We start from the raw sequence: 23,828 nt of genomic DNA on the forward strand, positions 1-23,828 counted from the left end.
GAGTCAAACCGGAAATTCCGCAGAACCACATCGAGCGAAGCGATGATGTTTCATGGGGGGAACCACATGGGGGGCACCATGAGCGGTCAGATCAATTTTAGCTTCACCCAGTTGCAGTATTTTGTCACCGCGGCCGAGACCAGTAGCATCTCGGCTGCCGCGAAGCGGTTGCACATCTCCCAATCGACGCTGTCCGCCGCGATCCAGCGGCTCGAACAGCAACTGGAAACGCAGCTCTTCCTTCGGCAGCGCGCCAAGGGAATCGTGCTGACGTCACACGGCCGCAGGCTGCTGTCGCAGGCCAGGGGAATGCTCCGGTCGGCGCGAGAATTCCAGCAGTACCGCGAAGAAGAGAAGGAAGAGGTTCGCGGACATCTGGACATCGGGTGCTTTACGACACTGGCTCCGTTTCTGCTGCCCCCGCTGGTCCGCCGGATGCGGGAATGCCATCCGCGGCTGTCGATCCGGATTCACGAGGCCAACGTCGACCCGTTGCACCGGATGCTGCGCGAAGGCGCGTGCGAAATCGCGCTGACCTACAATCTCGGGCTGAGCGACGAACTGGTATTCACGAGCTGGTCCAATTGCGGCCGCACGTGCTGATGGCGGACTCGCATCCGCTGGCCCAGTCCGGAAGCGTGCGGCTGGCCGACCTGGCGAGCGAGGCGTTCGTCATCCTGGACCTGCCGCACACCCACCAGCTGCAAAAGCAATTGATCAACCAGACCCGTTCGAAACTGCCGCCCGCGGCCAAGACCACCAGCTTCGAGACGATGCGCGGACTGGTCGCGGGCGGCGTCGGAGTCGCCATCTTCAATCAACGGGTGGCGACTCCGATGACCTACGACGGCGGGCGGGTCTCGGTGGTGGAGATCCTCGACGACGTGCCGACGATCTCCATGGGGGTGACGATGATGGCCGACACCCGGCCGAGCCGGAGTTCCCGCGCGCTCGTCATGGCGTTGCGCTCGATACTCGCGCGCAGCAAGGTCCAAACCCCGGACGCGGCGCCGAGGCAGAACGGCGCGCTCGCCGAGATCCATTGAGCGCGCCGGGGCACCGGTCAGACCTTCTCGGCGAGCGGTTCCGGCTCCGCCCGGCGGGCGGAGCCCTGGCGCAGCGCCCGGGCGGCCGCGAGCGCGAACACCAGCATGGCCGCGAACATCGCGGTGGCCACAAAGGACGGAGTGCCGAGACCGCCGCCGGTCTGGAGCCCGCCGAGCACCGCGACGCCGAGCACGGTGCCCGACTGCCTCGCCGCGTTGAGCAGCCCGCTCGCCAGCGCGGTGCGGCCGGCCGGCGCGGTCTCCATCACCAGGGTGATCTGCGGAACCGCGGAAAGCCCGAACCCGCAGCCCAGCAAGAAAAGCGCGATGCTCAACGGCACCGTGCCGCTCCCGCCGAGCAGTGCCAGCGACACCCCGCCCAGCACGGTGAGGACCAGCCCGGCGAGCAGGACCCTGGCCGGGCCGATCCGTCCGACGAGCCGCCCGGCCACCAGCGGCATCAGGGTGATGGGCAGCGCCGAGGGCAGGAAGCTCAGCCCGGCCTGCCACGGTGCGAAATGCCGCACGTCCTGGAGGTAGACGCTGAGCACGAACACCATGCCGTAGTAGCCGGCGAAGAGCAGCACGCCCACCGAGACGAAACCGCGGAAACCGGGCGCCCGCACCAGATCCGGCGGCAGCATCGGCTCGGCGGCCGTCCGCTGCCGGACCACGAAGGCCGCCCCGGCGGCCACGGCGACGGCGAACGAGATCGCCGGCAGCGGCGCCGTCCAGCCCTGCTGGTGCCCCTCGGTCAGCGCCAGGGCGAGGCCCGAAAGGATCAGCACGGCCAGCAGCTGGCCCGGGATGTCCTGACGACGGGACTTGTTGGGCTCCGAGACCGGCAGGCCGCGCTGGGTGAGCAGCAGGGCGATCGCCGCCAGCGGGACGTTGACGTAGAAGATGCTCCGCCAGCCCAGGGTGTCGACGACCAGCCCGCCCAGGATCGGGCCGAACGCCGCGGGGCTGCCGGCCACCGTGGCCCAGACCGCGATCGCCCGCGCCCGCGCCTTGGTGTCGGTGTAGGCCGCGGTGAGCACCAGCAGCGAGGACGGCACCAGCAGCACCGCGCCGAGTCCCTGCAGCATCCGCGCCGCCACCACGAACGGCCCGTTGGGCGCGAGCCCGCACAGCGCCGAGGCGACGCCGAACAGCGCCACCCCCGCGCGGAAGATCTTCGAGGCGCCGAACCGGTCGCTCAGCGCGGCTCCGGCCAGCAGCAGGCTCGCCAGGATCACCACGTACCCGTCGACCACGAGCTGCATGGTGTCGATGCCGGTGCGCAGGCTCGCCTGCATCGTCGGAATGGCGACGTTGACGATCGTGGTGTCCACGATGATCATGCCGTATCCCAGGCAGACGGCGGCGAGCACCTTGTCCGGTCGTACCCCAGTGTCGTTGGCCACGTCGGCGAGATTAACACCCAATAGTTGGGTGCACAACGATTGGACTGTCCTCCGATGCCGCTGTGGTTCAATCTGGGAGTCGAACGGAGGACACATGACTCGAACCACCGGGACCGAGGGGCGGCCGCTCGTCCCCGAGGAGCTCTCGGACCGGGTCGACTGTCTGCTGAGCAAGGTCGCCGAAGCCGTTCGCAAGGACACCGACGCGACGTTCGCGTCCCTCGACATCCGCGGCGCCCACCACAGCGTGCTGCGCATGCTCGGCGTGTGCGGGCCGTTGGCGCAGAAGGATCTCGCCGCCCGGCTCCGGGTGGACTCGAGCACCATCGTCGACCTGGTCGACCAGCTGGAGGGCCGGGGCCTGGCCGAGCGCCGCCGCGATCCGAAGGACCGCCGGGTCTATCTGGTCGAACTCACCGCCGCCGGACAGCGCATGCTCGCCGCCGCGGACGAACGGGTCGGCGGCCTCCGGAAGGACGTCTTCGCCGGGTTGTCGGCCTCGGAGTACGAGCAGCTGCGCGGCCTGCTGGGCAAGCTGTCGACGCGGTGGACCACGAGCGCCTGAAGCTCACAGCACCATCAGGTCCGTCGCCACCACGACCTCGCCGCCGAATTCCCGCCCCGCGGCCGATTTCCACACCTCGTCCGGCACTCCGTCCGGCGGGAACAACGACGTCAGCACCAGCGTCCGGACCCCGGCCTCCTCGGCGATCCTCGCCGCGTCGCCGACCGTGCTGTGCGCCCGCAGCATGCGCTCGCGGAACGCCGGTCCCCCGAAACCGCCCGCGCCGTTCTCCAGCGCCGGCGGGTAAACCGCTTCGTGGACAAGCACATCCGCGCCCTCGGCCAGCTTCGCCAGGTTCGCGCAGTAGGCGGTGTCGCCGGAGAAAACGACTGAGCGGTCCTCGGTGTCGAAGCGATAGCCGAACGCGGGGAACACCGGCGGATGGTCGACGAGCGCGGCGGTGACGCGCACCCGGTCGTCCTCGTGCACGACGCCGGGACCGGAGATCTCCCGCTCCCGCAGCAACGGCCGCAGCGGCGGCCGCCCCTCGTCCCGGATCCGGGTCGCGATGTCGTAGGCCTGGAAACCGAAGAAGTGCTCGACCATCTCCCCCAGCGGCGGCGGCCCCAGCACGTCGACCGGCGCGCGCAGCCGGGACCACGCCGCCTGGAAGAGGAACCCGAGATCCGCCGTGTGATCGGAATGCAGGTGCGTGACGAACACCGCCGCCAGCGAACCGAGCGGGATCCCGGCCGCCACCAGCTGGCGGGCGACGCCGTTGCCGCAGTCGACCAGATAGCTCGCCTCCCCGGCCCGGACGGCGTGGCAGGGCGCGCTGCGGCCGGGTTTCGGCGTCGGTCCCCCGCCGGTTCCCAGTGTCACGACTTCGGTGCGCATCCGTCCTCCTGTGCGTTCATCGCGAGGAGCAGCCGAAAAATGCGGACTGCATGGGATTTTGCGAACAACCGTCGCCGAGCCGCCGCCCGCGGGTTCAAATGGGATGACGATCTCCCCGACCTTCGGAGGCTAGCGCATGCCCGAGCAGCCCCGCCGCGAAACGGCGCCGGACCCCGTCGCGCACCTCGCCCAGAACGAGGGGATCTTCGGCCCGGTGAGCGCGGCCCGGCGCGCGATCGCGGAAGCGGCCGGACGGGGCAACCGCTACCCGGAGGCGGGCACGGGCTCCCTGCGCCGGGCTATCGGTGCGAGGCATGGGATCCCGGCCGAGCGGATCGTGGTGGCCGGGGGCAGCACCGCGGTGATCCACTACCTGTCGCTGTGCCTGCTCCGTCCCGGCGACGAGGTGGTGTTCGGCCACCCGACGTTCGTCGCCTACCGGCTCGAAACGGCGAACCGGGGCGCCACCGCCGTCCCGGTGCCGCTGGCCGGGCACGGCGGCTACGACCTCGACGGGCTGCTCGCGGCGGTGACCCCGCGGACGAAACTGGCCTATGTCACCAATCCCAACAACCCCACCGGCGGAATGGTCACTCGCGACGAGGTGCGCTCCTTCCTGGACAAGCTGCCGGCACACGTGCTTCCGGTGCTCGACGAAGCCTACTTCGACTACGTCGAGCACCCCGGCTATCCCGACTCCGTCAAGGAATTCTGCTCGGAGGACCGGCCGGTCGCGGTGCTCCGGACGTTCTCGAAGATCTTCGGGCTCGCCGGCCTCCGGGTCGGTTTCGGGGTGCTGCCCCAGGAAATCGCCGAAGCCACCCGGAAACTGCAGCTGCCCTACGACGTCAACGGGCTGGCGGTGGCCGCGGCGCTGGCCACCCTCGACGCGCCGGAGCACGAGATCGCCGAACGCCGCGCGGCCACCGCCGCGGGCAGGGAACTGCTGGTGTCCCGCCTGCGCGCGCTCGGCTTCGCACCGCTGCCGAGCGTGGCGAACTTCGTCCAGGTGCGGGTCGGCGACGCTCGCGCGGTCGCCGAATCGCTGGCGGCCGAGGGCGTGTTCGTCCGGCCGCTCGGTTCCTGGGGAGCCCCGGACAGCATCCGGGTCACCATCGGTTCACCGTCCGAAATGGACAGGTTCATCGAAGTGTTCGACCGGGCCGCGCGAAGGATTCCCGCGGACAGCCGACGCTAGACGTCCCCGAGCCACCGCCCGGGGCGCCGCGGCGCCCCGGAAACGCGAGCGTCCGGAGACCGGCCGCGTTCGCGTGCTCCCGCACGGCTTTCTACCGGAAACGACTGCTCGACCGGTCACCTACTGGAGGGAAACACATGATCAACAACGTGGTTATCGTCGGCGGGGGAACCGCGGGCTGGATGACGGCGTCCTACCTCAAGGCGGCGTTCGGCGACCGCGTCTCCCTCACCCTGGTCGAGTCCGGCAAGGTGGGCTCGATCGGCGTCGGCGAGGCGACGTTCAGCGACATCCGGCACTTCTTCGAATTCCTGGACCTCCGGGAAGAGGAGTGGATGCCCGAGTGCAACGCCACCTACAAGCTCGCGGTGCGCTTCCAGGACTGGCGCAAGCCCGGCCACCACTTCTACCACCCGTTCGAACAGGTCGGCTCGGTCGACGGGTTCCCGCTCACCGACTGGTGGCTCAAGGCGGGCGAGACCGACCGCTTCGACAAGGACTGTTTCGTCATGGCCTCGGTGTGCGACGCCGAACGCAGCCCGCGGCACCTCAACGGCCTGATGCTCGAACAGTCCTACGACGAGCACGCCGCCGAACCGCGCGGGCTCACGATGTCGGAGCACCAGGGAAAGACCCAGTTCCCCTACGCCTACCATTTCGAAGCCGCGCTGCTGGCGAAGTTCCTCACCCGGTACTCGACCGACCGCGGCGCGAAGCACATCGTGGACGACGTGCAGGAAGTGCTGCTGGACGAGCGCGGCTGGATCACCGGCGTCCGCACCGCCGAGCACGGCATCGTCGAGGGCGACCTGTTCATCGACTGCACCGGCTTCCGCGGCCTGCTGATCAACAAGGCGCTCGAAGAGCCGTTCCAGTCCTATCAGGACATGCTGCCCAACGACAGCGCGGTGGCCCTGCAGGTCCCGTTCGACATGCGCGAGCGCGGGATCCGCCCGTGCACCACGGCGACCGCGCAGGAGGCGGGCTGGATCTGGACGATCCCGCTGTTCGGCCGGATCGGCACCGGTTACGTCTACGCCAAGGACTACTGCACGCCCGAGGAGGCGGAGCGCACCCTGCGCGCGCACGTCGGGCCGGAGGCCGCGGAGGTGGAGGCCAACCACATCCGGATGCGGATCGGCCGCACCCGCAACTCCTGGGTCCGCAACTGCGTGGCCGTCGGCCTTTCCAGCGGTTTCGTCGAGCCGCTCGAATCGACCGGCATCTTCTTCATCCACCACGCGGTGGAGCAGCTGGTGAAGAACTTCCCCGCCGCCGGGTGGAATCCCTCGCAGACCGCCCGCTACAACGAGGCCGTCGCGCACGTGATGGACGGCGTGCGCGAGTTCCTGGTCCTGCACTACAAGGCCGCCGCGCGGTCGGACACGCAGTACTGGCGCGACGCGAAGGTGCGCGTCGCCCCGGACGGGCTCGAAGAGCGCATCGAGATGTGGCAGACCCAGCTGCCCGACAGCGAAACCGTTTTCCCTTACTACCACGGGCTTCCGCCCTACTCGTACATGTGCATCCTGCTCGGGATGGGCGGGATTCCCCTCCGCCACTCCCCCGCGCTCGACCTCGCCGACGTGAGCAGCGCGAAGAAGGAGTTCGAGGAGATCCGGGCGAAGGGCGAACAGCTGGTGCGGTCGCTGCCCACCCCGTACGAGTACTTCGCCCACATGCGCGGCTGAACGGCCCGGCCGGGGCGAGTCGTCGGAAGGACCACAATGGACATCATCGGGCTGCTCGCCCGCGCGCTCCACGTCGCCGCGGCCGTCGCCGCGGTCCTTCTGGTGGCCGCCGCCGGCCGGTTCGCCGCCCGGAGGCTCCGGCAGCCGGAGGTCGTCGGCGAGATCCTGGGCGGGGTGCTCGCCGGGCCGCTCGTCGTCGGCCTCGCCGGACCGGCGGCGCTCCGGACGGTGCTCCCGCCCGAGGTCCTCGAGGTGCTCAAGGTCCTCGCCACCGCCGGGCTGGTGCTGTTCCTGACCGGGCTGACCCACGGCTCCCGGGTCAGCCCGAGCCCCGCCGAGCGCCGCTCGCTGCCGTGGGTGGCGGCTGGCGCGTTCGTTCCGCCGCTGCTCGCCGGCGCGGCACTGGCGTGGTGGATCTGCGCGTCCGGGGACGCGCCGCTGCGGGGCACGACCCCGACCGGGGCGTTCGTTCTCTTCCTGGCGGTCGCGTTCTCGGTCACCGCCGCGCCGGTGCTGGCGCGGATCCTCGCCGACCGGGGGCTCGCCGAGCTGCCGGTGGGCCGGATCGCGCTGAAGACCGCGCTTCTCGTCGACAGCGCCGCCTGGCTCCTGCTGACGGTCGCGGTCGGGATCGCCAGCGGAAGCTCGGCCGGTTTCGTCCGGGCGCTGTGCGTTGTGGCCGGCGCGGCGGTCGTGGCGGCGATCCTGCACCGCCTGCTGCGCACCGGCTCGGCCGGCGCCTGGTGCGCCCGGTCCCCGCGCGGCGCCGCGGTGGTCCTCGCCGTACTGGCACTGGCCGCGGCGTTCTCCGCGGAACATCTGGGGATGACCGCCGTCCTGGGCGCGGTGCTCGTCGGCGCGGTGCTCCCGGCCGGGGCCTCGTCCCCGTGGCGGGAAGCGATCCGGCCCGTGGTGGCGACCGGGCGCCGGCTCGTGCCGCTGTTCTTCGTGATCACCGGGGTGAACGTGTTCCTCACCGCGTTCGGAGCCACTCCCCCGCTGTTCGTCGTCGTGGTGCTCGTCGCAGGCGTCCTGGCGAAACTGCTGGGCGGCTACGCGGGCGCGCGGCTGGGCGGGCAGTCCCGGCTGACCGCCTTCCGGCTCGGGGCCCTGCTGAACACCCGGGGACTGACCGAACTCGTGGTGCTGCAGGTGGGCTACAGCGCCGGGATCATCTCCGCCGCGCTGTTCTTCTCCCTGCTGGTGCTGGCACTGGCGGCCACCGCCATGACGGGCCCGCTGCTGGCGCTCGCCGACAAAATCGAAACCCGGAGTGCCGCGGTACCGGCGCACTCGTCGTCCGGAAGTGGTGTGCGATGACCAACTCCCTCAAGAAGCTCGCCGACGAGAGCCTGCTGGACGGCTTCCGGTCGATGATGCGCAGTTTCCCCACCGGGGTCGCGGTGGTGACCGCGCTCGACCAGGCAGGCGACCCGGTCGGCATGACGTGCTCCGCGGTGTGCAGCGTGACGCTCGCCCCGCCGACCCTGCTGGTCTGCCTGCGCGTCGGGCCCACGCTGAAGGCGGTGACCGGCGGCAAGGCCTTCGCCGTCAACTTCCTGCACAGCAAGGCCCGCGCGGTGGCCGAGCTCTTCGCCTCCGGCGCCGCCGACCGGTTCGACCAGGTCACCTGGGCGGCCGGCGCGAACGGCGGCCCCCGGCTCGTCCGCGACGCGCACGTGATCGCGTGCTGCCGGGTGAGCAAGACGGAGCCGGTGGGCGACCACGTCGTGGTGTTCGGCGAGGTCGAGACCGTCGAGGAACAGGACGGGCACCGGCCGCTGCTCTACGGCCGCCGGCGCTATCACGCCTGGCCGTCGCACTGAGCGCACCGCGCTCCGGCGAGCGCCGGTGTCTGGGCCAGTCTCAGCAAGCGGTGCGGCCGTCGTATCCCTGTCGCGAGACCGCGATCGCCTCGCGGTGCCGTTCCGCCCAGTCGACGAGGCCGGACAGCGAGTCGTACAGTTCGCGCGCCATCTCGGTCGCCTCGTACTCGACTCGCGGCGGCACCGTCGGGTAGACCGTGCGCTTCAGCAGGCCGTCGCGTTCCAGGTTCCGCAGGGTGAGCGTCAGCATGCGGCGGCTGATCCCCTGCACCGAGCGTTCGAGTTCGGTGAACCGCACCGGGCCGCGCGTCGCCTCCAGCAAGATGCCGATCACCCACTTCCCGCTGATCCGGTTCACGACCTCCATCACCGTGCACACCGCGAATTTCGCCGGGTCGAAGTCCGTGGCCTCGTCGGTCACAGCGATGTTCCCCTGGGACATGAAAGTGCCTCCTTCCGCACCGCCCCATGGTCACACATGATGGGCACTGTAACAAGAGATGCCCTGGCTACGACCAGCGAAAACTCTCCCCTGTGCCGGTTATGGAGGACTTTGTCATGCCCGAAACCGCTCGGCGTCGCGGGGCGGCGCTCGCCGTGCTGTCCGCCGCCTCGCTGATGGTGGTGCTCGACAGCTCGATCGTCGCGGTCGCCCTGCCGGTGATCCAGACCGACCTCGGGTTCAGCGCGCCCGGGCTCGCCTGGGTGGTCAACGCCTATCTCGTCGCGTTCGGCGGCCTGCTCCTGCTGTCCGGACGCCTGGGCGACCTGGTCGGCCGGCGGCGGGTGTTCCTCGTCGGCCTCGTCGTTTTCACCGCCGCTTCGCTGGCCGCGGGCCTTTCGCCGGACGCCACGACGCTGGTAGTCGCGCGGTTTGTCCAAGGCGTCGGCGGAGCCCTGACGTCAGCGGTTGTCTTGGGCATGATCGTGACGCTCTATCCCGAACCACGCGCCCGCGTCCGGGCCATCGGCGTGTACAGCTTCACCCAAGCCGCAGGCGCGTCTATCGGCATGGTCGCTGGCGGTGCGCTCACGCAGGGTCTCGACTGGCACTGGACGTTCTACATCAACCTTCCCATCGGCATCGCGGCTCTCGTGCTGACTCCATTGGTCGTCGCGTCCGACCGCGGTCTCGGCCTGCGCACCGGCATCGACCTCCTGGGCGCGCTCCTCGTCACCGCCGGGGTGATGCTGCTGGTGCTGGGGATCGTGCAAGCAGGCGACTCCGGCTGGACGTTCCTGACCATCGCGACTCTTGGTGCGGCGGTCGCGCTGCTCCTGCTGTTCCTGTTGCGCCAAGCCCGGGCACGAACCCCCTTGCTGCCCCTGCGATTGCTCCGGGTGCGCGCGATCAGCGGCGCCAACCTGACCATGGTCGTGATGGTCGCCGGGTTCCTCGGATTCCAGTTCGTCACCGCGCTGTACCTGCAGCAGGTCCTCGGTTTCGACGCCCTCGCAACGGGTTTCGCCTTCGTCCCGACGCCGGTCATGATCGGCGCTTTCTCGCTCGGTCTGGCCGACTGGCTGAACTCCCGGTTCTCCCCGCGCGCGGTCCTGGTCGCCGGGCTGCTGACGACGTCGGTCGCTTTCCTGTACCTGACCCAAGTCCAGACCGAAGGCGGTTACGCGACGCACGTCCTGCCGTCGCTGATCCTGATGGGCGCCGGGGCGGGGATGGCGATCCCGGCGCTGATGGGCTTGGCGATGTCCGCCGCGACCCCCGAAGACTCCGGCGTGACGTCCGGTCTGATCACCACGACCCAGCAGGTCGGCGGCGCGCTGGGAACCGCCGTGCTGGCCACCGCCGCCGCGACCCGGACGGCCGGGTTGCTGGGCGCGGGTGCTTCGGAGAGGGAGGCGCTGGCGTCGGGGTTCCGGGTGGCTTACGGGCTCAGCGCCGGGTTGACCGCTCTCGCCGCGATCCTCGCCGCGGTGCTCCTGGGCCGCCGGACCGCCGCGGCTCCTGCCGCCGCTCCCGAGCCGGTCGCCCGCTAGCCGCTGGCTGGTTACCTTGAGGCCGCGAGGTAACCAGCCAGCCCGTGCTGGCCCCGCCGCATCATCCACGCGTGGTTGGCGCGAAAGAACGGCCGAGCGACGACGTCCAGCTTGCGCAGCAACGGTTTCCGCACCTGAACGTGCTGCGTGATCTCCAGCCGGGAGCCCCCGCGCTCGGCATGGATCTCCCCGGCGAGCACCCCGTCGAGGTCGCCGCTCAACCGGACGCGCACCCGCAGCCCCGCCGCGTCCTCCTGCTCCCGGTGCATCGCGACGACAAGCCGATACGGCAACCGGGACCGGCAGACGACCTGCGCGGTGTCGTCGTCGACCTGGCGCACCGACTGGACGTCCGGCCACCACCGCGGATAGGACTCGAGGTCGACGATCGCGGCGAAGACCCGCTCCGGCGGAGTCGGCAGCCACCACTCGCTCCGGAACGAGTACTCGGCGTCGCTCTTCTTCTCGAGGACCACAGGCCGTCCCTCTCTCCCGATCAGCGGAACGCGTGCTTGTCGATCTTGGCCACCGTTTCCTAGGCTGGCCACACCTTGGGTACGCCGCCGCCTGAACCGTCGAGGAGGCCTGCCGTGCCGATAATCCCCCGAACCGCCCTGGCCGCGCTCTTGGCTGCGACGCTAGTCGGCTGCGGCACCCCGCCGCCGCCAGCCGCCCCGGCCTTCACCGCGACCCTCACCTCGCCGACGAACGTCGTCCTGCACTGGCCCGCCGACCCGGCCGCGGCGGGATACCTCCTCGAATACGCCAACGCCGCCGAAGGCCCGTGGACCGCCCTCCAGTACCTCCCGCCTGGCCAGACTTCTTACACTCATCCGAACCTGATCCCGGAAACGCCGTTCTACTACCGAATCCGCTCGTTCGCCGGCCCGGTATCGGCCACCGTCACGGCAGGCAATCCTTCTCAATCCGGTACCGCTGCCCCTCCGTCGACCGGAGCCCCGGCCAACCTCGTCGCGACCCCTGCCGCCGACCAGAGCCTGCACTTCGCCTGGACCGACCGCTCGACCGACGAAGCCGGTTTCCTGCTGGAAATCCGTCGCCCGGGCACCCCGGATTTCGCCCCCGTCGAGGTGACCGACCCCAACGCGACGCAGTGCGCGCTCTCGCTCCTGCCCGGTGAGCAAGGCTCGGCTTTCCGGATCCGCGCCCTGACCTACGGCCCGCTCTCCCCCGTCGTCGAGCGCACCACCGGGAAGGACTGACCTTCCGCCGCGCAGCGAAAAGCCGCCCGGTCCAGGGACTGGGCGGCTCTCCTTGGCTCGAAGCACCGCTGGCAACGCGCGGCCGGGTGCGGGCGAACCGCGCGTCAGGCCGGGTTCAGCACCTCCGCGAGGAACTCGCCGGTGTAGCTCCCCTCCGTGGCCGCGACCTGCTCGGGCGTTCCCTCGGCGATGACCATTCCGCCGCCGGAGCCGCCCTCCGGGCCCATGTCCACGATCCAGTCGGACGTCTTGATCACGTCGAGGTTGTGCTCGATCACGATCACCGTGTTTCCCTTGTCCACCAGGCCGTTGATCACGCCGATCAGCTTGCTGATGTCCTCGAAGTGCAGGCCGGTGGTCGGCTCGTCGAGGATGTAGACGGTCTTGCCGGTGGAGCGCTTCTGCAGTTCGCTCGCCAGCTTCACGCGCTGGGCCTCGCCGCCGGACAGGGTCGGGGCGGGCTGGCCGAGGCGGACGTAGCCCAGGCCGACGTCGACGAGGGTCTGCAGGTGCCGGTGGATCGCCTTGATCGGCTCGAAGAACTCGGCCGCCTCCTCGATCGGCATGTCCAGCACGTCGGACACCGTCTTGCCCTTGTAGTGCACCTCGAGCGTTTCCCGGTTGTACCGGGCGCCCTTGCACACCTCGCACGGGACGTAGACGTCCGGCAGGAAGTTCATCTCGATCTTGATCGTGCCGTCGCCCGCGCACGCCTCGCAGCGGCCGCCCTTGACGTTGAACGAGAAGCGGCCCTGCTGGTAGCCGCGGACCTTCGCCTCGGTGGTCGCGGCGAACAGCTTGCGCACGTGGTCCCACACGCCGGTGTAGGTGGCCGCGTTGGAGCGCGGCGTGCGGCCGATCGGCGACTGGTCGACACGCACCAGCTTGTCGACGTTGGCGAGGCCGTTGACCCGGGTGTGCCTGCCCGGGACCTGGCGAGCGCCGTTGAGCTTGTTCGCCAGCACCTGCGCGAGGATGTCGTTGACCAGCGTCGACTTGCCCGATCCGGACACGCCGGTGATCGACACGAGGCAGCCGAGCGGGAACGACACGTCGATGCCGCGCAGGTTGTGCTCGCGCGCGCCCACCACGGTGAGCTGCCGCTTCTTGTCGACCGGCCGCCGGATCGCCGGGATCTCGATCTGCCGCCGCCCGGACAGGTACGCGCCGGTGATCGATTCCTTGTTCTTCAGGATCTTCTTGTACGGGCCGCTGTGCACGATGTGCCCGCCGTGCTCGCCCGCGCCCGGGCCGATGTCGACCACCCAGTCGCTGGCCCGGATGGTGTCCTCGTCGTGCTCGACCACGATCAGCGTGTTGCCGAGATTGCGCAGCCGGGTCAGCGTCTCGATCAGCCGGTGGTTGTCGCGCTGGTGCAGCCCGATCGACGGCTCGTCCAGCACGTACAGCACGCCCACCAGCCCGGAGCCGATCTGCGTCGCCAGCCGGATGCGCTGCGCCTCGCCGCCGGACAGCGTGCCGGACGCGCGGTCGAGCGAGAGGTAGGTGAGCCCGACGTCGAGCAGGAAGCGCAGCCGCGCCTGGATCTCCTTCAGCACCGCGCCCGCGATCATCGCCTCGCGCGGGCCGAGGACCAGCTGGTCGAGGAACTCCGACGCCTCCGCGATGGACAGCGCGCAGACCTCGGCGATCGACCGGTCGCCCTGCGTCGCGTGCTCCAGCGTGACCGCGAGGATCTCCGGCTTGAGCCGGGTGCCCTGGCAGGCCGGGCACGGCACCTCACGCATGTAGCCCTCGTACCGCTCGCGCATGTACTCCGAGTCGGTCTGCTCGAGGCGCCGCTCCAGGAACGGGATGACGCCCTCGAAGGCCGCGTAGTACGAGCGCTGCCTGCCGTACCGGTTGCGGTAGCGGACGTGCACCTGCTCGTCGACGCCGTGCAGCACCGCCTTCTGCACGCGGGCGGGCAGCCGCCGCCACGGCGTGTCCATGCGGAACCCGACCGCCTCCGACAGCGATTCCAGCAGCCGCAGGAAGTAGTCGGCGCTCTGCCCGCCCGCCCACGGCGCGATGGCTCCCTCGGCCAGCGTCAGCTCGTCGTCGGGCACCACCAGTTCCGGGTCGACCTCCTTGCGGATGCCGATGCCGGTGCACTCGGGGCACGCGCCGTAGGGCGAGTTGAACGAGAACGACCGGGGTTCGAGGTCCTCGATCGCCAGCGGGTGGCCGTTGGGGCAGGCCAGGTTCTCGGAGAAGCCGCGCACGCGGTGCGGGTCGTTCTCGTCCAGGTCGACGAAGTCGAGTTCGATCAGGCCGTCGGCCAGCCGCAGCGCCGTTTCCACCGAGTCGGTGAGCCGCTGCCGGGCGCTGGTCTTGACCGCGAGCCGGTCGATCACGACGCCGATCTGGTGCTTCTCCTGCTTCTTCAGCTTCGGCGGGTCGGTGAGCGGGTGCACCGTGCCGTCGACGACCACGCGCGCGTAGCCCTGCTGCTGCAGGTTCTGGAACAGGTCGAGGTACTCGCCCTTGCGCCCGCGCACGACCGGCGCGAGCACCTGGAACTTGGTGCCCTCGGGCATCTCCAGCACCTGGTCGACGATCTGCTGCGGCGTCTGCTTGCTGATCGCCTCGCCGCATTTCGGGCAGTGCGCCTTGCCCGCGCGGGCGTAGAGCAGCCGCAGGTAGTCGTAGACCTCGGTGATGGTGCCGACGGTCGACCGCGGGTTGCGCGAGGTCGACTTCTGGTCGATCGACACCGCGGGCGAGAGGCCCTCGATGAAGTCGACGTCCGGCTTGTCCATCTGCCCGAGGAACTGCCGGGCATACGCCGACAGCGACTCCACGTACCGCCGCTGCCCCTCGGCGAAGATCGTGTCGAAGGCAAGACTCGACTTGCCCGACCCGGACAGGCCGGTGAACACGATCATGCTGTCGCGGGGCAGATCGAGATCCACGCCGCGGAGGTTGTGCTCGCGCGCTCCGCGAACAACGAGGCGATCAGCCACGCCTTCGTCCCTTCCGTCGTTCTGCTCGGTGGCCCGCCGGGAGATCCGGTGCCGGCGGACGTGCCCAGGGTAGGGACGACCACCGACAAAAACCGGACCGCACGTGTTCTGCCTGGGGTTTTCCGCTCTCCGGGGGCCTGGGGAAGCGGCCCGCGGCGGGGTCGCCGGACGCTGTCGGAGGCCCCGCGCGGCAGAGCGGATGCGCGGGCTGGCCCGGTTCCACGATACAGGTCGGCGAAGGCCGCCCGGCCCGGGTGCGCGGCCCCCGGGAACCGGGCCGGGCCACGGGCTTCCGGCGGGTTTTCCGGAAAGCGGGGCGCGCTGCCGATACGTTCGGGGGGTGGTTAGCGACGAAGCCGGAGCGGTGCGGATCTACACGGCGGGGAAAGGCGGCGACGACCCGGGACCGGGCGGCTGGTCCGCGCTGCTGAAGTACGGCGAGCACCAGAAATCCCTCACCGGCGGGGCGGCCGACACGACCGCCGATCGCATGGCACTGACGGCGGCCCTGGAAGCGCTCGAAAGCCTGAAACGGCCGGTCCGCGTGCACCTCTACAGCGACAGCGAGTACCTGCGCACCGCGCTGGACGGCCCGGTATCCGACGACCTCCTCACCCGGCTCCGCACCTGTGCCGTCCGCCACGAGATCACCTGGCGGACGGCCGAGGAGCCGGCCGCCCGCGCTCTTCTCGCCGAACTGGCCGACCGCGCGACGGAAGCCCGCCCCACCGGACGGCCGATCGCTCCGCCGGAAGACGACGAGTGCCGGCACGGGATGACCAAGGCCTACTGCGCCGACTGCCGTCAGCTCGACGCGGGAGTCCTGCCGACCGGGTACCGCACGGCTGGCGGCAGCGCCTACCACAACGACGCCGACTGCTACTGGCTGCGCCGGGGCCAGCAGCGGCAGGAGCGGATGGGCCGCGACACCCACGAGATCGTCCGGATCGCCTGGGCGTCGGTGATCCCGGGCGAGCTCGAACCGTGCGAGCACTGCTGCACGACGGAATGGCTGAAGCGGCATCGGCGCGGCTGACCCCTCACCCGCTCTGCATGACGCACCGGACCCGGTCGAACCGGCCCGCGGCCAGGTCGTCCTCGCGGATCAGCCAGTACAGGACGCCGACGTCGCCCCACGTCAGGCCCGCGTCGCCGTCGCTGTCGATCTGGGCGAGCAAGGCCCAGCGCAGCGCTTCGTCGGCGGAGTCGGATTCGGACGCGTCGTCGGGCAGGACCGCCGCGGCGACCTCGTCTTCCGGCGGGCCCTGGATCGGCCAGGAACAGCCCCCGATCTGATGGCAGGGCGCGGTCGACGACTCCCGCAGGAGCTCATAGAACTCCTCGGACCAGTTGCCCGGATCGGAGAGCGGAAGCCCGTCGCGGGCGAGTGTGCGGCGCAGCACCTCCTGCTCGGAACCCGGGAACGTCCCCGTGATTTCCGCGGACAACTCCAGCCGCGGATAGACCTCGACTCCCTCCGGCGCGGCCCGCTCGGCAGTCTCGGTGTCGGCCGGAACGACCACGACCCCGCCGAGAGCCGTCAGATCGACCGGGGCGTCGGCCTGGAACCAGTCGTCGCAGTAGAAGAACAGCAACGAGCCCGACGCGGGCAGCTCGATCCCGCCGGGCACCCGGGGCAGCGCCGCGCAGTCCACGGAGGCGACGAAGTTCATCGGCAGCTCGCCCCGCCAGACCGGCCATTCCACGTCCGGGGGCAGCGCGGGGTTCCCGCCGAGAAAGCCGGCGCGCGAGCCGCTTCCGCCCGCGGTCAGCCGGATCGCGGGCCGGAACACCGTTTCCCACGCCTCGGCCACGTCCGGCGGCAGGTGCTCGCGCGCCAGCTTGGCGAGCGGGTCGATCCAAGAGGTCATGGGGAGATCTTGACAGCAGGCACCGACAAAAACGGCCACGTGGCCGTCGCGCGGGTGATCCGGCTACCGTGGGGACTCGTGAACATCGCCGACACTTACACCGGACACGTCGAACCGGGCGGCGACGCCGCGCGCCGGACGCTGGACGGGCTGACCATCACCAAGCTCTCCGTTGGCCCGATGGACAACAACGCGTACCTGCTCGTGTGCCGCGCGGAGAACGAAGCGCTGCTGATCGACGCGGCCAACGACCCGGAACGCATCTCCGACCTGATCGGCCACGGCCCCGACCGGCCCGCGCTGCGCACCGTCGTGACGACGCACCAGCACGCCGACCACTGGCAGGCGCTGGGCGCGGTCGCCGGAGCGAACGGCGCGAACACCGCGGCGCACCCGCTGGACGCGGAACCGCTGCCGGTGCCCCCGGACTTCCTGGTCGAACACGGCGACACCCTGAAGGTCGGCGCGGCGACGCTGGAGGTGATCCACCTGCGCGGGCACACGCCGGGTTCGATCGCGCTGCTGTACCGGGACCCGAAGGGGCACGGGCATCTGTTCACCGGGGACTCGCTGTTCCCCGGAGGTATCGGAAAAACGGGTTCGCCGGAGGACTTCAAGTCCCTGCTGGACGACGTGTCGGCGCGGATCTTCGATGAACTGCCGGACGACACGTGGTTCTACCCGGGGCACGGGGACGATTCGACGCTGGGAGAGCAGCGTCCGCATCTTGCCGAGTGGCGCGAACGCGGCTGGTGAGTTCCACCCGATCGGGGCTGCCTGTGACTTATCAGGCAGCCCCGGGCTCCGCCATGGCACCAGATCCTTGCGGTGCCAACGAGTTCACCGCATTCGGAGCCACCCGGCTGTGCGCCGCAGCCTCAGCGTGTGGAATCCCGTGCGGCACCTGAAAGTCTCCGCGATGCCGCCACGTCCTGGTCTATCGGCAGGTCTCCAGTTCGGTGCCATGGCACTTTTCTCCGCGCCACCAGCATCCTGCGCCATCCTGGAGAGTTGGCCGTCAAACGACCGACGGCAATCGCCTCGCGCCTGACGAACGCCCCAAACCCGCCCGCCGAGCGGGCCGCGCGGCAATTGATCCTCGCGGGCACCGATCGGCGGACTTCAAGGGTTGAGCAGCAGTTGCCTCAGGGTGCTCGCGGATCATCGCCGCATGCTCGGGGGTGCAACTCGCTGCGAAAACGGGGAAAGCAGCGTCCGCGTCTCGCGGAGTAGCGCGAACGCGGCTGGTGAGCCGACGACGTTCCCGCACGGAGCTGGCTGCTTGCCGGGCGGCCCGGTTTGCGGTCAGCGCGGCGAAACAGCCGAGCACCGGCCGTCCGCGGTTCGTGCCAAAAACGAACGATCGTGCTAGAAAGGGTTCATGAGCAAGGGCGAGGCAACCCGGCAGGCCGTGCTGGACCGGGCCGCCGCGACCGCCAGCCGGATCGGCCTCGCCGGGCTGACCATCGGATCGCTGGCCGCGGACACCGGGATGTCGAAAAGCGGCCTGTTCGCCCACTTCCAGTCCAAGGAATCCCTTCAGGCGCAGGTCCTCGCGCACGCGAGGGAGCTGTTCGCCGATCTGGTCGTGCGCCCGGCGCTGGCCGCCCCGAGGGGCGAGGCCAGGGTGCGCGCGCTGTTCGAGCACTGGCTCGCGGCAGGCCGGGAAGGCGGTCCCAGCTGCCTTTTCGTGTCCGCGTCCGCCGAATACGACGACCAGCCCGGCCCGATCCGGGACCAGCTGGTGCGCGACCACCTCGACTTCGCGGACTCGGTCGCGCAGATGTTCCGCACCGGGATCAGCGAGGGCCAGTTCCGCCCGGACGCCGACCCGGACCAGTTCGCCCACGACCTGCACGGCGTGCTGCTCGGGTTCTTCCACGCGCACCGGCTGCTGGCCGCGCCCTCCGCCGAGGCGAGGACCCGGCACGCCTTCGAAAACCTGCTCGCCGCCGCGCGAGCCGCCAGGTAACCCGCATCGGACAAAGGACACGGCATGACTGGTTTCCGCCTCAATAAAAGCACGATCGTTCGTTCTAAAATTTCCTTATCGGCCGAGTTGATCGACCGCATCCGTGACGTCATCGCGGACGACCCGGCACCGCATGGCCTCCGAGAGCAAAGATCGAGGCGCGCCAACGAAAAGGTCGTTGCCTGCTGCTTGGCTGAGCCAACGACGAGCACCGGCCGGGACGTGCGCGCCGGGAATTCCGGCTCCGCCGCCGCGCGCACAAGGGCCGTCTCGTGCTGAGGACCGGGTGGAGAGCGGGCCCGGCGGGAGACGGCGGCGAACCGGTGTTCGTCGCGATCACCGAGTTCCGGCCACAGCGACGCCGGGACATGCTCGCGGTCGCCCGGGCCGGGTTCCGGCTCGGGCGCGGCTGGCCGGAACTTCCCGGCGCGATCGGCATGTGGCTGTGGTGCCAGCCGGCCCTCGGCCGCACCGGCTCGGTCTCGATCTGGCGCGACGAAGAAGCCTTGCGCGGCTTCGTTCGCTGGCCGCCGCACGTCGAGGTGATCAAGCGATTCCGCGACGAGGGTTTGCTGACCAGCAACGGCTGGTGGACGCCGTCGTTCGATCAGGAACGGACCTGGCGACAGGCCCGTGGACACCTCACGGGCCCTCGGGGGTGAGGCGGGCGCGCTCGCCGACTTGCCTGCGCCCGGTTGGGAGAACGCGGGAAATCCCAAACCTGCCAAGGGAATTCGGGCACGACCGGGCACGGCGCCGTTCGCGGCTCCCGTCCTGACCGAACAGATCCATTCCCCGCTCTCATCGTGCAATGCCGAACGCGACTTGGACACGAGCGTCAACCAGCCGTGCAATAGAGGAATGAGCACCCCGCGCGTCGTCGCCGTCGAGGAACATGTCGCCACCGAGCATTTCCTCGGCACCGCACACCGGCTCGACGTCTTCGAAAGCGACCGGACCGAGGTCGGCCTCATGCGCACCGTCGAAGCTCGAGAACCGCTGCGGTCCGCGCTCACCGACCTGGACGAGCGGATCGCCGCTATGGACGCCGCCGGACAGGCGATGGCCGTCCTGAGCATCAATCCGCCCGGCGTCCAGCCCTACCCCGCAGCCGACGCTGTCCCGCTCGCCCGCGTTGTGAACGATTCTCTCTCCGCCCTGGTGCGGCAGCACCCGGACCGTTTCGGCGCGCTCGGAACAGTGGCTCCGCAGGACCCAGCAGCCGCCGCGGACGAGATCGGGCGGGTCATGGGGCCGCTCGGGCTGCACGGGATCATGATCAACTCCCACACCGAAGGCCGGTACCTCGACGAGCCGCGCTTCGCCCCGCTGCTCGAAGCGGGGCGAAGCGGCGAAGGCGCCCATCTATTTGCACCCGCAGTTCCCGAGCATGCTGGCGCCATACGACGCATACGGAATGCAGGCCGCGGTCTGGGGCTACCAGGCCGAAGCCGGACTGCACGCCATGCGGCTCATCCTGAGCGGCGTGTTCGACCGTTACCCTGGCCTCACGATCGTGCTCGGGCACCTCGGCGAAGGCATTCCGTACTGGCTCAAACGCATCGACAACCGCCACGCGTTCGCCGCTCGCGTCCCGGGAGCCGCGGGAACCATGCCGAAGCTCCGGCTCACCCCGAGCGAGTACTTCCGCCGCAACTTCGTCATCACCACCAGCGGCATCGACGACCCGGCCGTCCTCGCGCTCGCCCTGGACGCGGTCGGCGAGGACAACATCCTGTTCGCCGTCGACACCTCTTACGAAGACACCGCCGACGCCATGGCCTTCCTCCGGTCCGCTCCGTTGTCCGACGCGCAGCGAGCCAAGATCGGCCACACCAACGCGGAGCGCGTCTTCACCCTCCGTTGATCGCGGCACCGGGTGCCGATGTGCTCGCCCAGATCCGAGACCAGCACGGCGATGTCGGCCATGCTGTCGAACCGGCGCCGGCGCAGTTCGGCGATCTTCGCGCACGAAGACGGCGCCCAGGCCCGGGTCGGTGCCGGGCCTGATGGTGAACCGGCTGCCGTGGTGGAGCATCGGTTTTCCTCTTCTCGGCCGGAAGCGGCGAAGCCCTCGGGGTCCGCCCACTGACGTGGTCAACCGGGCCTCGCCGTTCGCGTCGGCGAAAGTCGCCTGTGCCCGGGGTCCCGCCGAATTGTCCCGCGCCGCCCGGGATGGTCCGGAAAATCCCAAGCCCGCCAAGGGATTCAACCGCGCCCGTGCGCGCCGCGTTGCCCAGCCGGGCTCCGGCGGGTACTCAGGCGAAGGTCAACTTCAGCGGCACGGATTCGGGGAGCGGCATGACAGCGCGACTGTGGTCACGGCGGACGTTGCTCGGCGGCGTGGCGGGCAGCGCGGCGCTGCTCGTCACCAGTTGCGCGCCGAAACAAGCCAAGGCGACCGCCGCGGCTCTGCCGCCCGCTCAGCCTGGCGGGGCGCGGGTGATGATCATCCGGCACGCCGAGAAGCCGTCCGGGTCCGGTGGGCCGCAAGGGATCGACGTGAACGGCAAGGCCGATTCGCACTCGCTGACTGTCCGCGGCTGGACCCGGGCCGGTGCGCTCGTGGAGTTGTTCGCGCCGGCGACGGGTTCGCTGCGGGAGGGGCTCGCCCGGCCGACCGCGGTCTACGCGGCGGGTGGCGACGGCGGCGAGGGCACCCGGCCGCGGGAGACTGCCGGGCCTGTCGCGGAGCGGCTGGGCAAGACCGTTCTGACTACCTACGCCAAGGGCAGCGAGAGCGAGCTCGCGGCGGAGGTCGCCCGGCGGACGGAGCCGACGTTGATCAGTTGGCAGCACGAGGAGATTCCCGTGCTCGCGGCCGCGTTCGGGGCGGTCGCGCCGCAGAAGTGGCCGGACGATCGGTTCGACGTCGTCTGGGTGCTGACCCCGGCCGGGTCCGGCTGGACGCTCACTCAGGTGCCGGAACTGCTCCTGGCCGGGGACAGCGCCGAGCCGATCAAGTGACCGCGGGTCTGTGTGCCCGGCAGCGGCGGCCGGACACACAGACTCAGCCAAAACTCACTGCCGCTCGTAAGGCAGCTTCTCCCCCGCCTCCACGGCGAACGGCAGGTGATTCCCCTCAGGCGGCAACGGGCACGTGGCGAAGTCCGTGAACGCACAAGGCAGATTCACCGCCCGGTTGAAGTCCAGCGTCACCGTTCCGTCCGCAGCGGCCTCGGCGACCGGCAGGGAACGGTTGGCGGCATAAGTCGTCACGCCGCTCGTCGCGTCGGTGAAAAGAATGCTGTACCCGCCGGTCTTGCCGTTGAACGCGGTGAGCGTGTGCTCGACACCGTCGCGCTCGAAGACGACCCGGCCGAGCGCGGTATAGACATGCGACAGTCCTTCTACGACCGCACCCACAGTCGTCGGCCGGGGTTCGTCGAACAGCTCGAAGCGGCCAGTCAGAACCCAAGCCGGGTCGGGTTCGTACGAGGGCACGCCGTGGAAGCCGTGCAGCACAGGGGCTTTCGGGTCGTGCACGCGGATCAGGTAACCCGACCGGCGCGCGACTTCGATTTCTGCCGAGCCAGCCGTCACCCGGGTGCCCGCGCCGCTGTTCACCAGCTCGAAACGGTGGACCTCAGTCAGCAAAATGCCTTCATGCCGCAACTCCCCGCCGTCCGGGTCGACGTAGGCGGCCTCGGCGTCCTGCCACCATCGGCCGGGCAGGCCGGGGTAGGTCCGGGGCGAGTTCTCGAGCCAGTCGAGCGACACCAGCGCCAGCCAGCCGTACGGATCGGCCAGCGTCTTTTCCCGCTCCGCTTTCCAGTCCTGCCACGCCTGCGCGAACTCCACCGCCATGTCCGGATCCCTTCCGTGAGTGTCCACGGCACAACACCGTCCCCGGCATGGCATTCCGGCTCCCACCACGTGAGAACGGTAGGGTCGCCGGGTGGCGGAGCAGACAGAACAAACCGTGGAGATCTACACCGACGGCGCGTGCAGCGGCAATCCCGGACCGGGCGGCTGGGGCGCGCTGCTGCGCTACGGCAAGCACGAGCGCGAGCTGTACGGCGCCGAGGACACCGTCACCACCAACAACCGCATGGAGCTGATGGCTCCGATCCGCGCGCTGGAAAGCCTCACCCGCGAGTCCGTGGTCCGGATCTACACCGACAGCACGTACGTCCGCAACGGCATCCTCCAGTGGATGCCGCGCTGGAAGAAGAACGGCTGGCAGACGCAGGCGAAGCAGCCGGTCAAGAACGCCGACCTGTGGCAGCGCCTCGACACCGCCTGCGAGCGGCACGAGGTCGAGTGGCTGTGGGTCAAGGGGCACGCCGGGCTTCCGGAGAACGAGCGCGCGGACAAGCTCGCAGTCAAGGGATCGCAGGAAGCCGCCGCGGCCGGGGTGCGCCGGGCTCGCGGCTGAGTCGGGTTTGCCGCGGGCGGGCGAACCAGCGGACATCACCGACAAAAAAATTAGTCTTGACAAGAAGAACCATCGGAAGGCAAGCTCGGCAGCAGCAGAAAGCCGAGAGGACAAGCCATGCCGAAGTTCACGACCGTCGCCGAGTACGTCGCCGCGCAGCCCGAAGCGCTCCGCGAGGTCTACACCGCTCTCCTGCCGGTGCTCGACGACGCGATGCCGCACCCGGCCGCGCTCTACCACGGCGCGCCCACCTGGAAGGCCGGCAAGAACCCGGTCTGCCTCGCGAAGGCGTACAGCTCGTACGTGACGCTCGCGTTCTGGCGCGGCCAACTGATCAACGACAGCGGTCTCGAACCGAGCGCCCGCGAGATGGCGCATGTGAAGCTGCGCGGCCCCGAGTACGTCGACGCCAAGCAGATCACCGCCTGGGTGCAGCAGGCTCTCGCGCTGGAGACAGAATCAGCGGCGTGACCAATCCCTGCCCCTGCGGCCTGCCCGAGCCCTACGCCGACTGCTGCGGCCGGTTCCACCGCGGCGACCAGCACGCCCCGACCGCCGAGCGGCTGATGCGGTCGCGTTACTGCGCGTTCGCCGTCGGCGAGCCGGATTACCTGCTCGACACCTGGCACCCGGACACCCGCCCGAAGCGGCTGCGGCTCGACCCCGCGCAGGAGTGGACCCGGCTGGAGATCCTCAGCCAGACCGGCGGCTCGCTGCTGCAGAACGAGGGCACCGTCGAGTTCCGCGCGCACTACCGCTACCAGGGCCACGACGAGTCGCAGCACGAGAACAGCCGCTTCGTCCGCGAGGGCGGGCGCTGGTACTACGTCGACGCGCGCTAAGCGGAACCGCAG

Annotated in this window: 23 protein-coding genes and 2 pseudogenes; 18 read left to right on the forward strand and 7 right to left on the reverse strand. The window is 70.1% G+C overall.

What is annotated here, in order from left to right; genetic code table 11:
• Window positions 1-78 precede the first annotated feature (78 nt).
• Window positions 79-1,046: pseudogene (locus ACZ7SW_RS15210) on the forward strand (LysR substrate-binding domain-containing protein).
• A gap of 17 nt (window positions 1,047-1,063) precedes the next feature.
• Here the strand turns inward: ACZ7SW_RS15210 and ACZ7SW_RS15215 are convergent.
• A complete protein-coding gene (locus ACZ7SW_RS15215) occupies window positions 1,064-2,452 on the reverse strand; it encodes an MFS transporter (RefSeq protein WP_470231003.1) in 1,389 nt (462 codons plus the stop codon).
• A gap of 94 nt (window positions 2,453-2,546) precedes the next feature.
• On the opposite strand from ACZ7SW_RS15215, the gene ACZ7SW_RS15220 reads away from it, so the two are divergent.
• A complete protein-coding gene (locus tag ACZ7SW_RS15220; RefSeq protein WP_470231004.1) occupies window positions 2,547-3,017 on the forward strand; it encodes a MarR family winged helix-turn-helix transcriptional regulator in 471 nt (156 codons plus the stop codon).
• A gap of 3 nt (window positions 3,018-3,020) precedes the next feature.
• Here the strand turns inward: ACZ7SW_RS15220 and ACZ7SW_RS15225 are convergent, their stop codons facing one another.
• Window positions 3,021-3,854: an MBL fold metallo-hydrolase gene (locus tag ACZ7SW_RS15225; protein ID WP_470231005.1), complete on the reverse strand. Its 834-nt coding sequence runs from the start codon at window positions 3,852-3,854 to the stop codon at window positions 3,021-3,023.
• 136 nt (window positions 3,855-3,990) lie between these two features.
• Here ACZ7SW_RS15225 and ACZ7SW_RS15230 point away from each other — a divergent pair, with 136 nt between their 5' ends.
• From ACZ7SW_RS15230 to ACZ7SW_RS15245, 4 genes are all read left to right on the forward strand, one after another.
• On the forward strand, window positions 3,991-5,052 hold the full coding sequence (locus ACZ7SW_RS15230; protein WP_470231006.1) for a pyridoxal phosphate-dependent aminotransferase: 1,062 nt from the start codon (window positions 3,991-3,993) through the stop codon (window positions 5,050-5,052).
• A 137-nt stretch (window positions 5,053-5,189) separates the two neighbouring features.
• The gene (locus ACZ7SW_RS15235; RefSeq protein ID WP_470231007.1) at window positions 5,190-6,743 is read left to right on the forward strand and encodes a tryptophan halogenase family protein; all 1,554 of its coding nucleotides are present in this window, start codon (window positions 5,190-5,192) and stop codon (window positions 6,741-6,743) included.
• A 36-nt stretch (window positions 6,744-6,779) separates the two neighbouring features.
• The gene (locus ACZ7SW_RS15240; protein WP_470231008.1) at window positions 6,780-8,063 is read left to right on the forward strand and encodes a cation:proton antiporter; all 1,284 of its coding nucleotides are present in this window, start codon (window positions 6,780-6,782) and stop codon (window positions 8,061-8,063) included.
• The gene (locus tag ACZ7SW_RS15245) at window positions 8,060-8,569 is read left to right on the forward strand and encodes a flavin reductase family protein (RefSeq protein ID WP_470231009.1); all 510 of its coding nucleotides are present in this window, start codon (window positions 8,060-8,062) and stop codon (window positions 8,567-8,569) included. The genes ACZ7SW_RS15240 and ACZ7SW_RS15245 overlap by 4 nt, the downstream gene beginning before the upstream one ends.
• Window positions 8,570-8,609: 40 nt before the next feature.
• Here the strand turns inward: ACZ7SW_RS15245 and ACZ7SW_RS15250 are convergent, their stop codons facing one another.
• Window positions 8,610-9,011, reverse strand: coding sequence for a winged helix-turn-helix transcriptional regulator (locus ACZ7SW_RS15250; RefSeq protein WP_470231010.1), 402 nt, complete (start codon window positions 9,009-9,011; stop codon window positions 8,610-8,612).
• 116 nt (window positions 9,012-9,127) lie between these two features.
• Between ACZ7SW_RS15250 and ACZ7SW_RS15255 the strand changes: the two genes are divergently transcribed.
• Window positions 9,128-10,564: an MFS transporter gene (locus ACZ7SW_RS15255; protein WP_470231011.1), complete on the forward strand. Its 1,437-nt coding sequence runs from the start codon at window positions 9,128-9,130 to the stop codon at window positions 10,562-10,564.
• An 11-nt stretch (window positions 10,565-10,575) separates the two neighbouring features.
• On the opposite strand, the gene ACZ7SW_RS15260 is transcribed toward ACZ7SW_RS15255, so the two are convergent.
• Window positions 10,576-11,040, reverse strand: a complete 465-nt coding sequence (locus tag ACZ7SW_RS15260) for an SRPBCC family protein (RefSeq protein ID WP_470231012.1) — start codon at window positions 11,038-11,040, stop codon at window positions 10,576-10,578.
• 114 nt (window positions 11,041-11,154) lie between these two features.
• On the opposite strand from ACZ7SW_RS15260, the gene ACZ7SW_RS15265 reads away from it, so the two are divergent.
• The gene (locus tag ACZ7SW_RS15265) at window positions 11,155-11,787 is read left to right on the forward strand and encodes a fibronectin type III domain-containing protein (RefSeq protein WP_470231013.1); all 633 of its coding nucleotides are present in this window, start codon (window positions 11,155-11,157) and stop codon (window positions 11,785-11,787) included.
• 104 nt (window positions 11,788-11,891) lie between these two features.
• Here the strand turns inward: ACZ7SW_RS15265 and uvrA are convergent, their stop codons facing one another.
• Entirely contained in the window at window positions 11,892-14,753 is a 2,862-nt protein-coding gene (gene uvrA / locus ACZ7SW_RS15270) for an excinuclease ABC subunit UvrA (RefSeq protein WP_470231014.1), read from the reverse strand.
• Between the two features lie 340 nt (window positions 14,754-15,093).
• On the opposite strand from uvrA, the gene ACZ7SW_RS15275 reads away from it, so the two are divergent.
• Window positions 15,094-15,789 carry an RNase H family protein gene (locus tag ACZ7SW_RS15275; protein ID WP_470231015.1) on the forward strand — a complete coding sequence of 232 codons (696 nt, stop codon included), beginning with the start codon at window positions 15,094-15,096 and terminating at the stop codon, window positions 15,787-15,789.
• A 4-nt stretch (window positions 15,790-15,793) separates the two neighbouring features.
• Here ACZ7SW_RS15275 and ACZ7SW_RS15280 read toward each other — a convergent pair whose 3' ends face one another.
• Complete coding sequence (locus ACZ7SW_RS15280) at window positions 15,794-16,624, reverse strand: YwqG family protein (RefSeq protein ID WP_470231016.1); 831 nt, start codon at window positions 16,622-16,624, stop codon at window positions 15,794-15,796.
• A gap of 78 nt (window positions 16,625-16,702) precedes the next feature.
• On the opposite strand from ACZ7SW_RS15280, the gene ACZ7SW_RS15285 reads away from it, so the two are divergent.
• The 6 genes and pseudogenes from ACZ7SW_RS15285 to ACZ7SW_RS15310 all read left to right on the forward strand — a co-directional run bounded on the left by ACZ7SW_RS15285 (window position 16,703) and on the right by ACZ7SW_RS15310 (window position 21,563).
• On the forward strand, window positions 16,703-17,380 hold the full coding sequence (locus ACZ7SW_RS15285; RefSeq protein WP_470231300.1) for an MBL fold metallo-hydrolase: 678 nt from the start codon (window positions 16,703-16,705) through the stop codon (window positions 17,378-17,380).
• 625 nt (window positions 17,381-18,005) lie between these two features.
• Window positions 18,006-18,596, forward strand: a complete 591-nt coding sequence (locus tag ACZ7SW_RS15290; protein ID WP_470231017.1) for a TetR/AcrR family transcriptional regulator — start codon at window positions 18,006-18,008, stop codon at window positions 18,594-18,596.
• A 272-nt stretch (window positions 18,597-18,868) separates the two neighbouring features.
• Complete coding sequence (locus ACZ7SW_RS15295; RefSeq protein ID WP_470231018.1) at window positions 18,869-19,258, forward strand: hypothetical protein; 390 nt, start codon at window positions 18,869-18,871, stop codon at window positions 19,256-19,258.
• Window positions 19,259-19,658: 400 nt separating this feature from the next.
• Window positions 19,659-19,877 (forward strand): annotated as a pseudogene (locus tag ACZ7SW_RS15300) (amidohydrolase family protein); the annotation flags it as partial.
• Between the two features lie 109 nt (window positions 19,878-19,986).
• Entirely contained in the window at window positions 19,987-20,463 is a 477-nt protein-coding gene (locus ACZ7SW_RS15305) for an amidohydrolase family protein (RefSeq protein ID WP_470231019.1), read from the forward strand.
• 434 nt (window positions 20,464-20,897) lie between these two features.
• Entirely contained in the window at window positions 20,898-21,563 is a 666-nt protein-coding gene (locus ACZ7SW_RS15310) for a hypothetical protein (protein WP_470231020.1), read from the forward strand.
• Between the two features lie 54 nt (window positions 21,564-21,617).
• Here the strand turns inward: ACZ7SW_RS15310 and ACZ7SW_RS15315 are convergent, their stop codons facing one another.
• The gene (locus ACZ7SW_RS15315; RefSeq protein ID WP_470231021.1) at window positions 21,618-22,403 is read right to left on the reverse strand and encodes a DUF1684 domain-containing protein; all 786 of its coding nucleotides are present in this window, start codon (window positions 22,401-22,403) and stop codon (window positions 21,618-21,620) included.
• A gap of 91 nt (window positions 22,404-22,494) precedes the next feature.
• Between ACZ7SW_RS15315 and rnhA the strand changes: the two genes are divergently transcribed.
• From rnhA to ACZ7SW_RS15330, 3 genes are all read left to right on the forward strand, one after another.
• A complete protein-coding gene (gene rnhA, locus ACZ7SW_RS15320) occupies window positions 22,495-22,974 on the forward strand; it encodes a ribonuclease HI (protein ID WP_470231022.1) in 480 nt (159 codons plus the stop codon).
• A 117-nt stretch (window positions 22,975-23,091) separates the two neighbouring features.
• Window positions 23,092-23,445: a DUF1801 domain-containing protein gene (locus ACZ7SW_RS15325; RefSeq protein WP_470231023.1), complete on the forward strand. Its 354-nt coding sequence runs from the start codon at window positions 23,092-23,094 to the stop codon at window positions 23,443-23,445.
• A complete protein-coding gene (locus ACZ7SW_RS15330) occupies window positions 23,442-23,816 on the forward strand; it encodes a YchJ family protein (protein WP_470231024.1) in 375 nt (124 codons plus the stop codon). Before ACZ7SW_RS15325 ends, ACZ7SW_RS15330 begins: the two co-directional genes overlap by 4 nt.
• Window positions 23,817-23,828: the final 12 nt, after the last annotated feature.

The sequence above is a fragment of the Amycolatopsis sp. NPDC114484 genome (assembly GCF_055633755.1).

What these genes read in the sequence shown, in the direction of transcription:
- ACZ7SW_RS15220 (WP_470231004.1), top strand. Translation starts at nt 2,547, where the DNA reads ATGACTCGAACCACCGGGACCGAGGGGCGGCCGCTCGTCCCCGAGGAG.
- ACZ7SW_RS15225 (WP_470231005.1), bottom strand. Translation starts at nt 3,854, where the DNA reads ATGCGCACCGAAGTCGTGACACTGGGAACCGGCGGGGGACCGACGCCG.
- ACZ7SW_RS15230 (WP_470231006.1), top strand. Translation starts at nt 3,991, where the DNA reads ATGCCCGAGCAGCCCCGCCGCGAAACGGCGCCGGACCCCGTCGCGCAC.
- ACZ7SW_RS15235 (WP_470231007.1), top strand. Translation starts at nt 5,190, where the DNA reads ATGATCAACAACGTGGTTATCGTCGGCGGGGGAACCGCGGGCTGGATG.
- ACZ7SW_RS15240 (WP_470231008.1), top strand. Translation starts at nt 6,780, where the DNA reads ATGGACATCATCGGGCTGCTCGCCCGCGCGCTCCACGTCGCCGCGGCC.
- ACZ7SW_RS15245 (WP_470231009.1), top strand. Translation starts at nt 8,060, where the DNA reads ATGACCAACTCCCTCAAGAAGCTCGCCGACGAGAGCCTGCTGGACGGC.
- ACZ7SW_RS15250 (WP_470231010.1), bottom strand. Translation starts at nt 9,011, where the DNA reads ATGTCCCAGGGGAACATCGCTGTGACCGACGAGGCCACGGACTTCGAC.
- ACZ7SW_RS15255 (WP_470231011.1), top strand. Translation starts at nt 9,128, where the DNA reads ATGCCCGAAACCGCTCGGCGTCGCGGGGCGGCGCTCGCCGTGCTGTCC.
- ACZ7SW_RS15280 (WP_470231016.1), bottom strand. Translation starts at nt 16,624, where the DNA reads ATGACCTCTTGGATCGACCCGCTCGCCAAGCTGGCGCGCGAGCACCTG.
- ACZ7SW_RS15290 (WP_470231017.1), top strand. Translation starts at nt 18,006, where the DNA reads ATGAGCAAGGGCGAGGCAACCCGGCAGGCCGTGCTGGACCGGGCCGCC.
- ACZ7SW_RS15305 (WP_470231019.1), top strand. Translation starts at nt 19,987, where the DNA reads ATGCTGGCGCCATACGACGCATACGGAATGCAGGCCGCGGTCTGGGGC.
- ACZ7SW_RS15310 (WP_470231020.1), top strand. Translation starts at nt 20,898, where the DNA reads ATGACAGCGCGACTGTGGTCACGGCGGACGTTGCTCGGCGGCGTGGCG.
- ACZ7SW_RS15315 (WP_470231021.1), bottom strand. Translation starts at nt 22,403, where the DNA reads ATGGCGGTGGAGTTCGCGCAGGCGTGGCAGGACTGGAAAGCGGAGCGG.
- ACZ7SW_RS15325 (WP_470231023.1), top strand. Translation starts at nt 23,092, where the DNA reads ATGCCGAAGTTCACGACCGTCGCCGAGTACGTCGCCGCGCAGCCCGAA.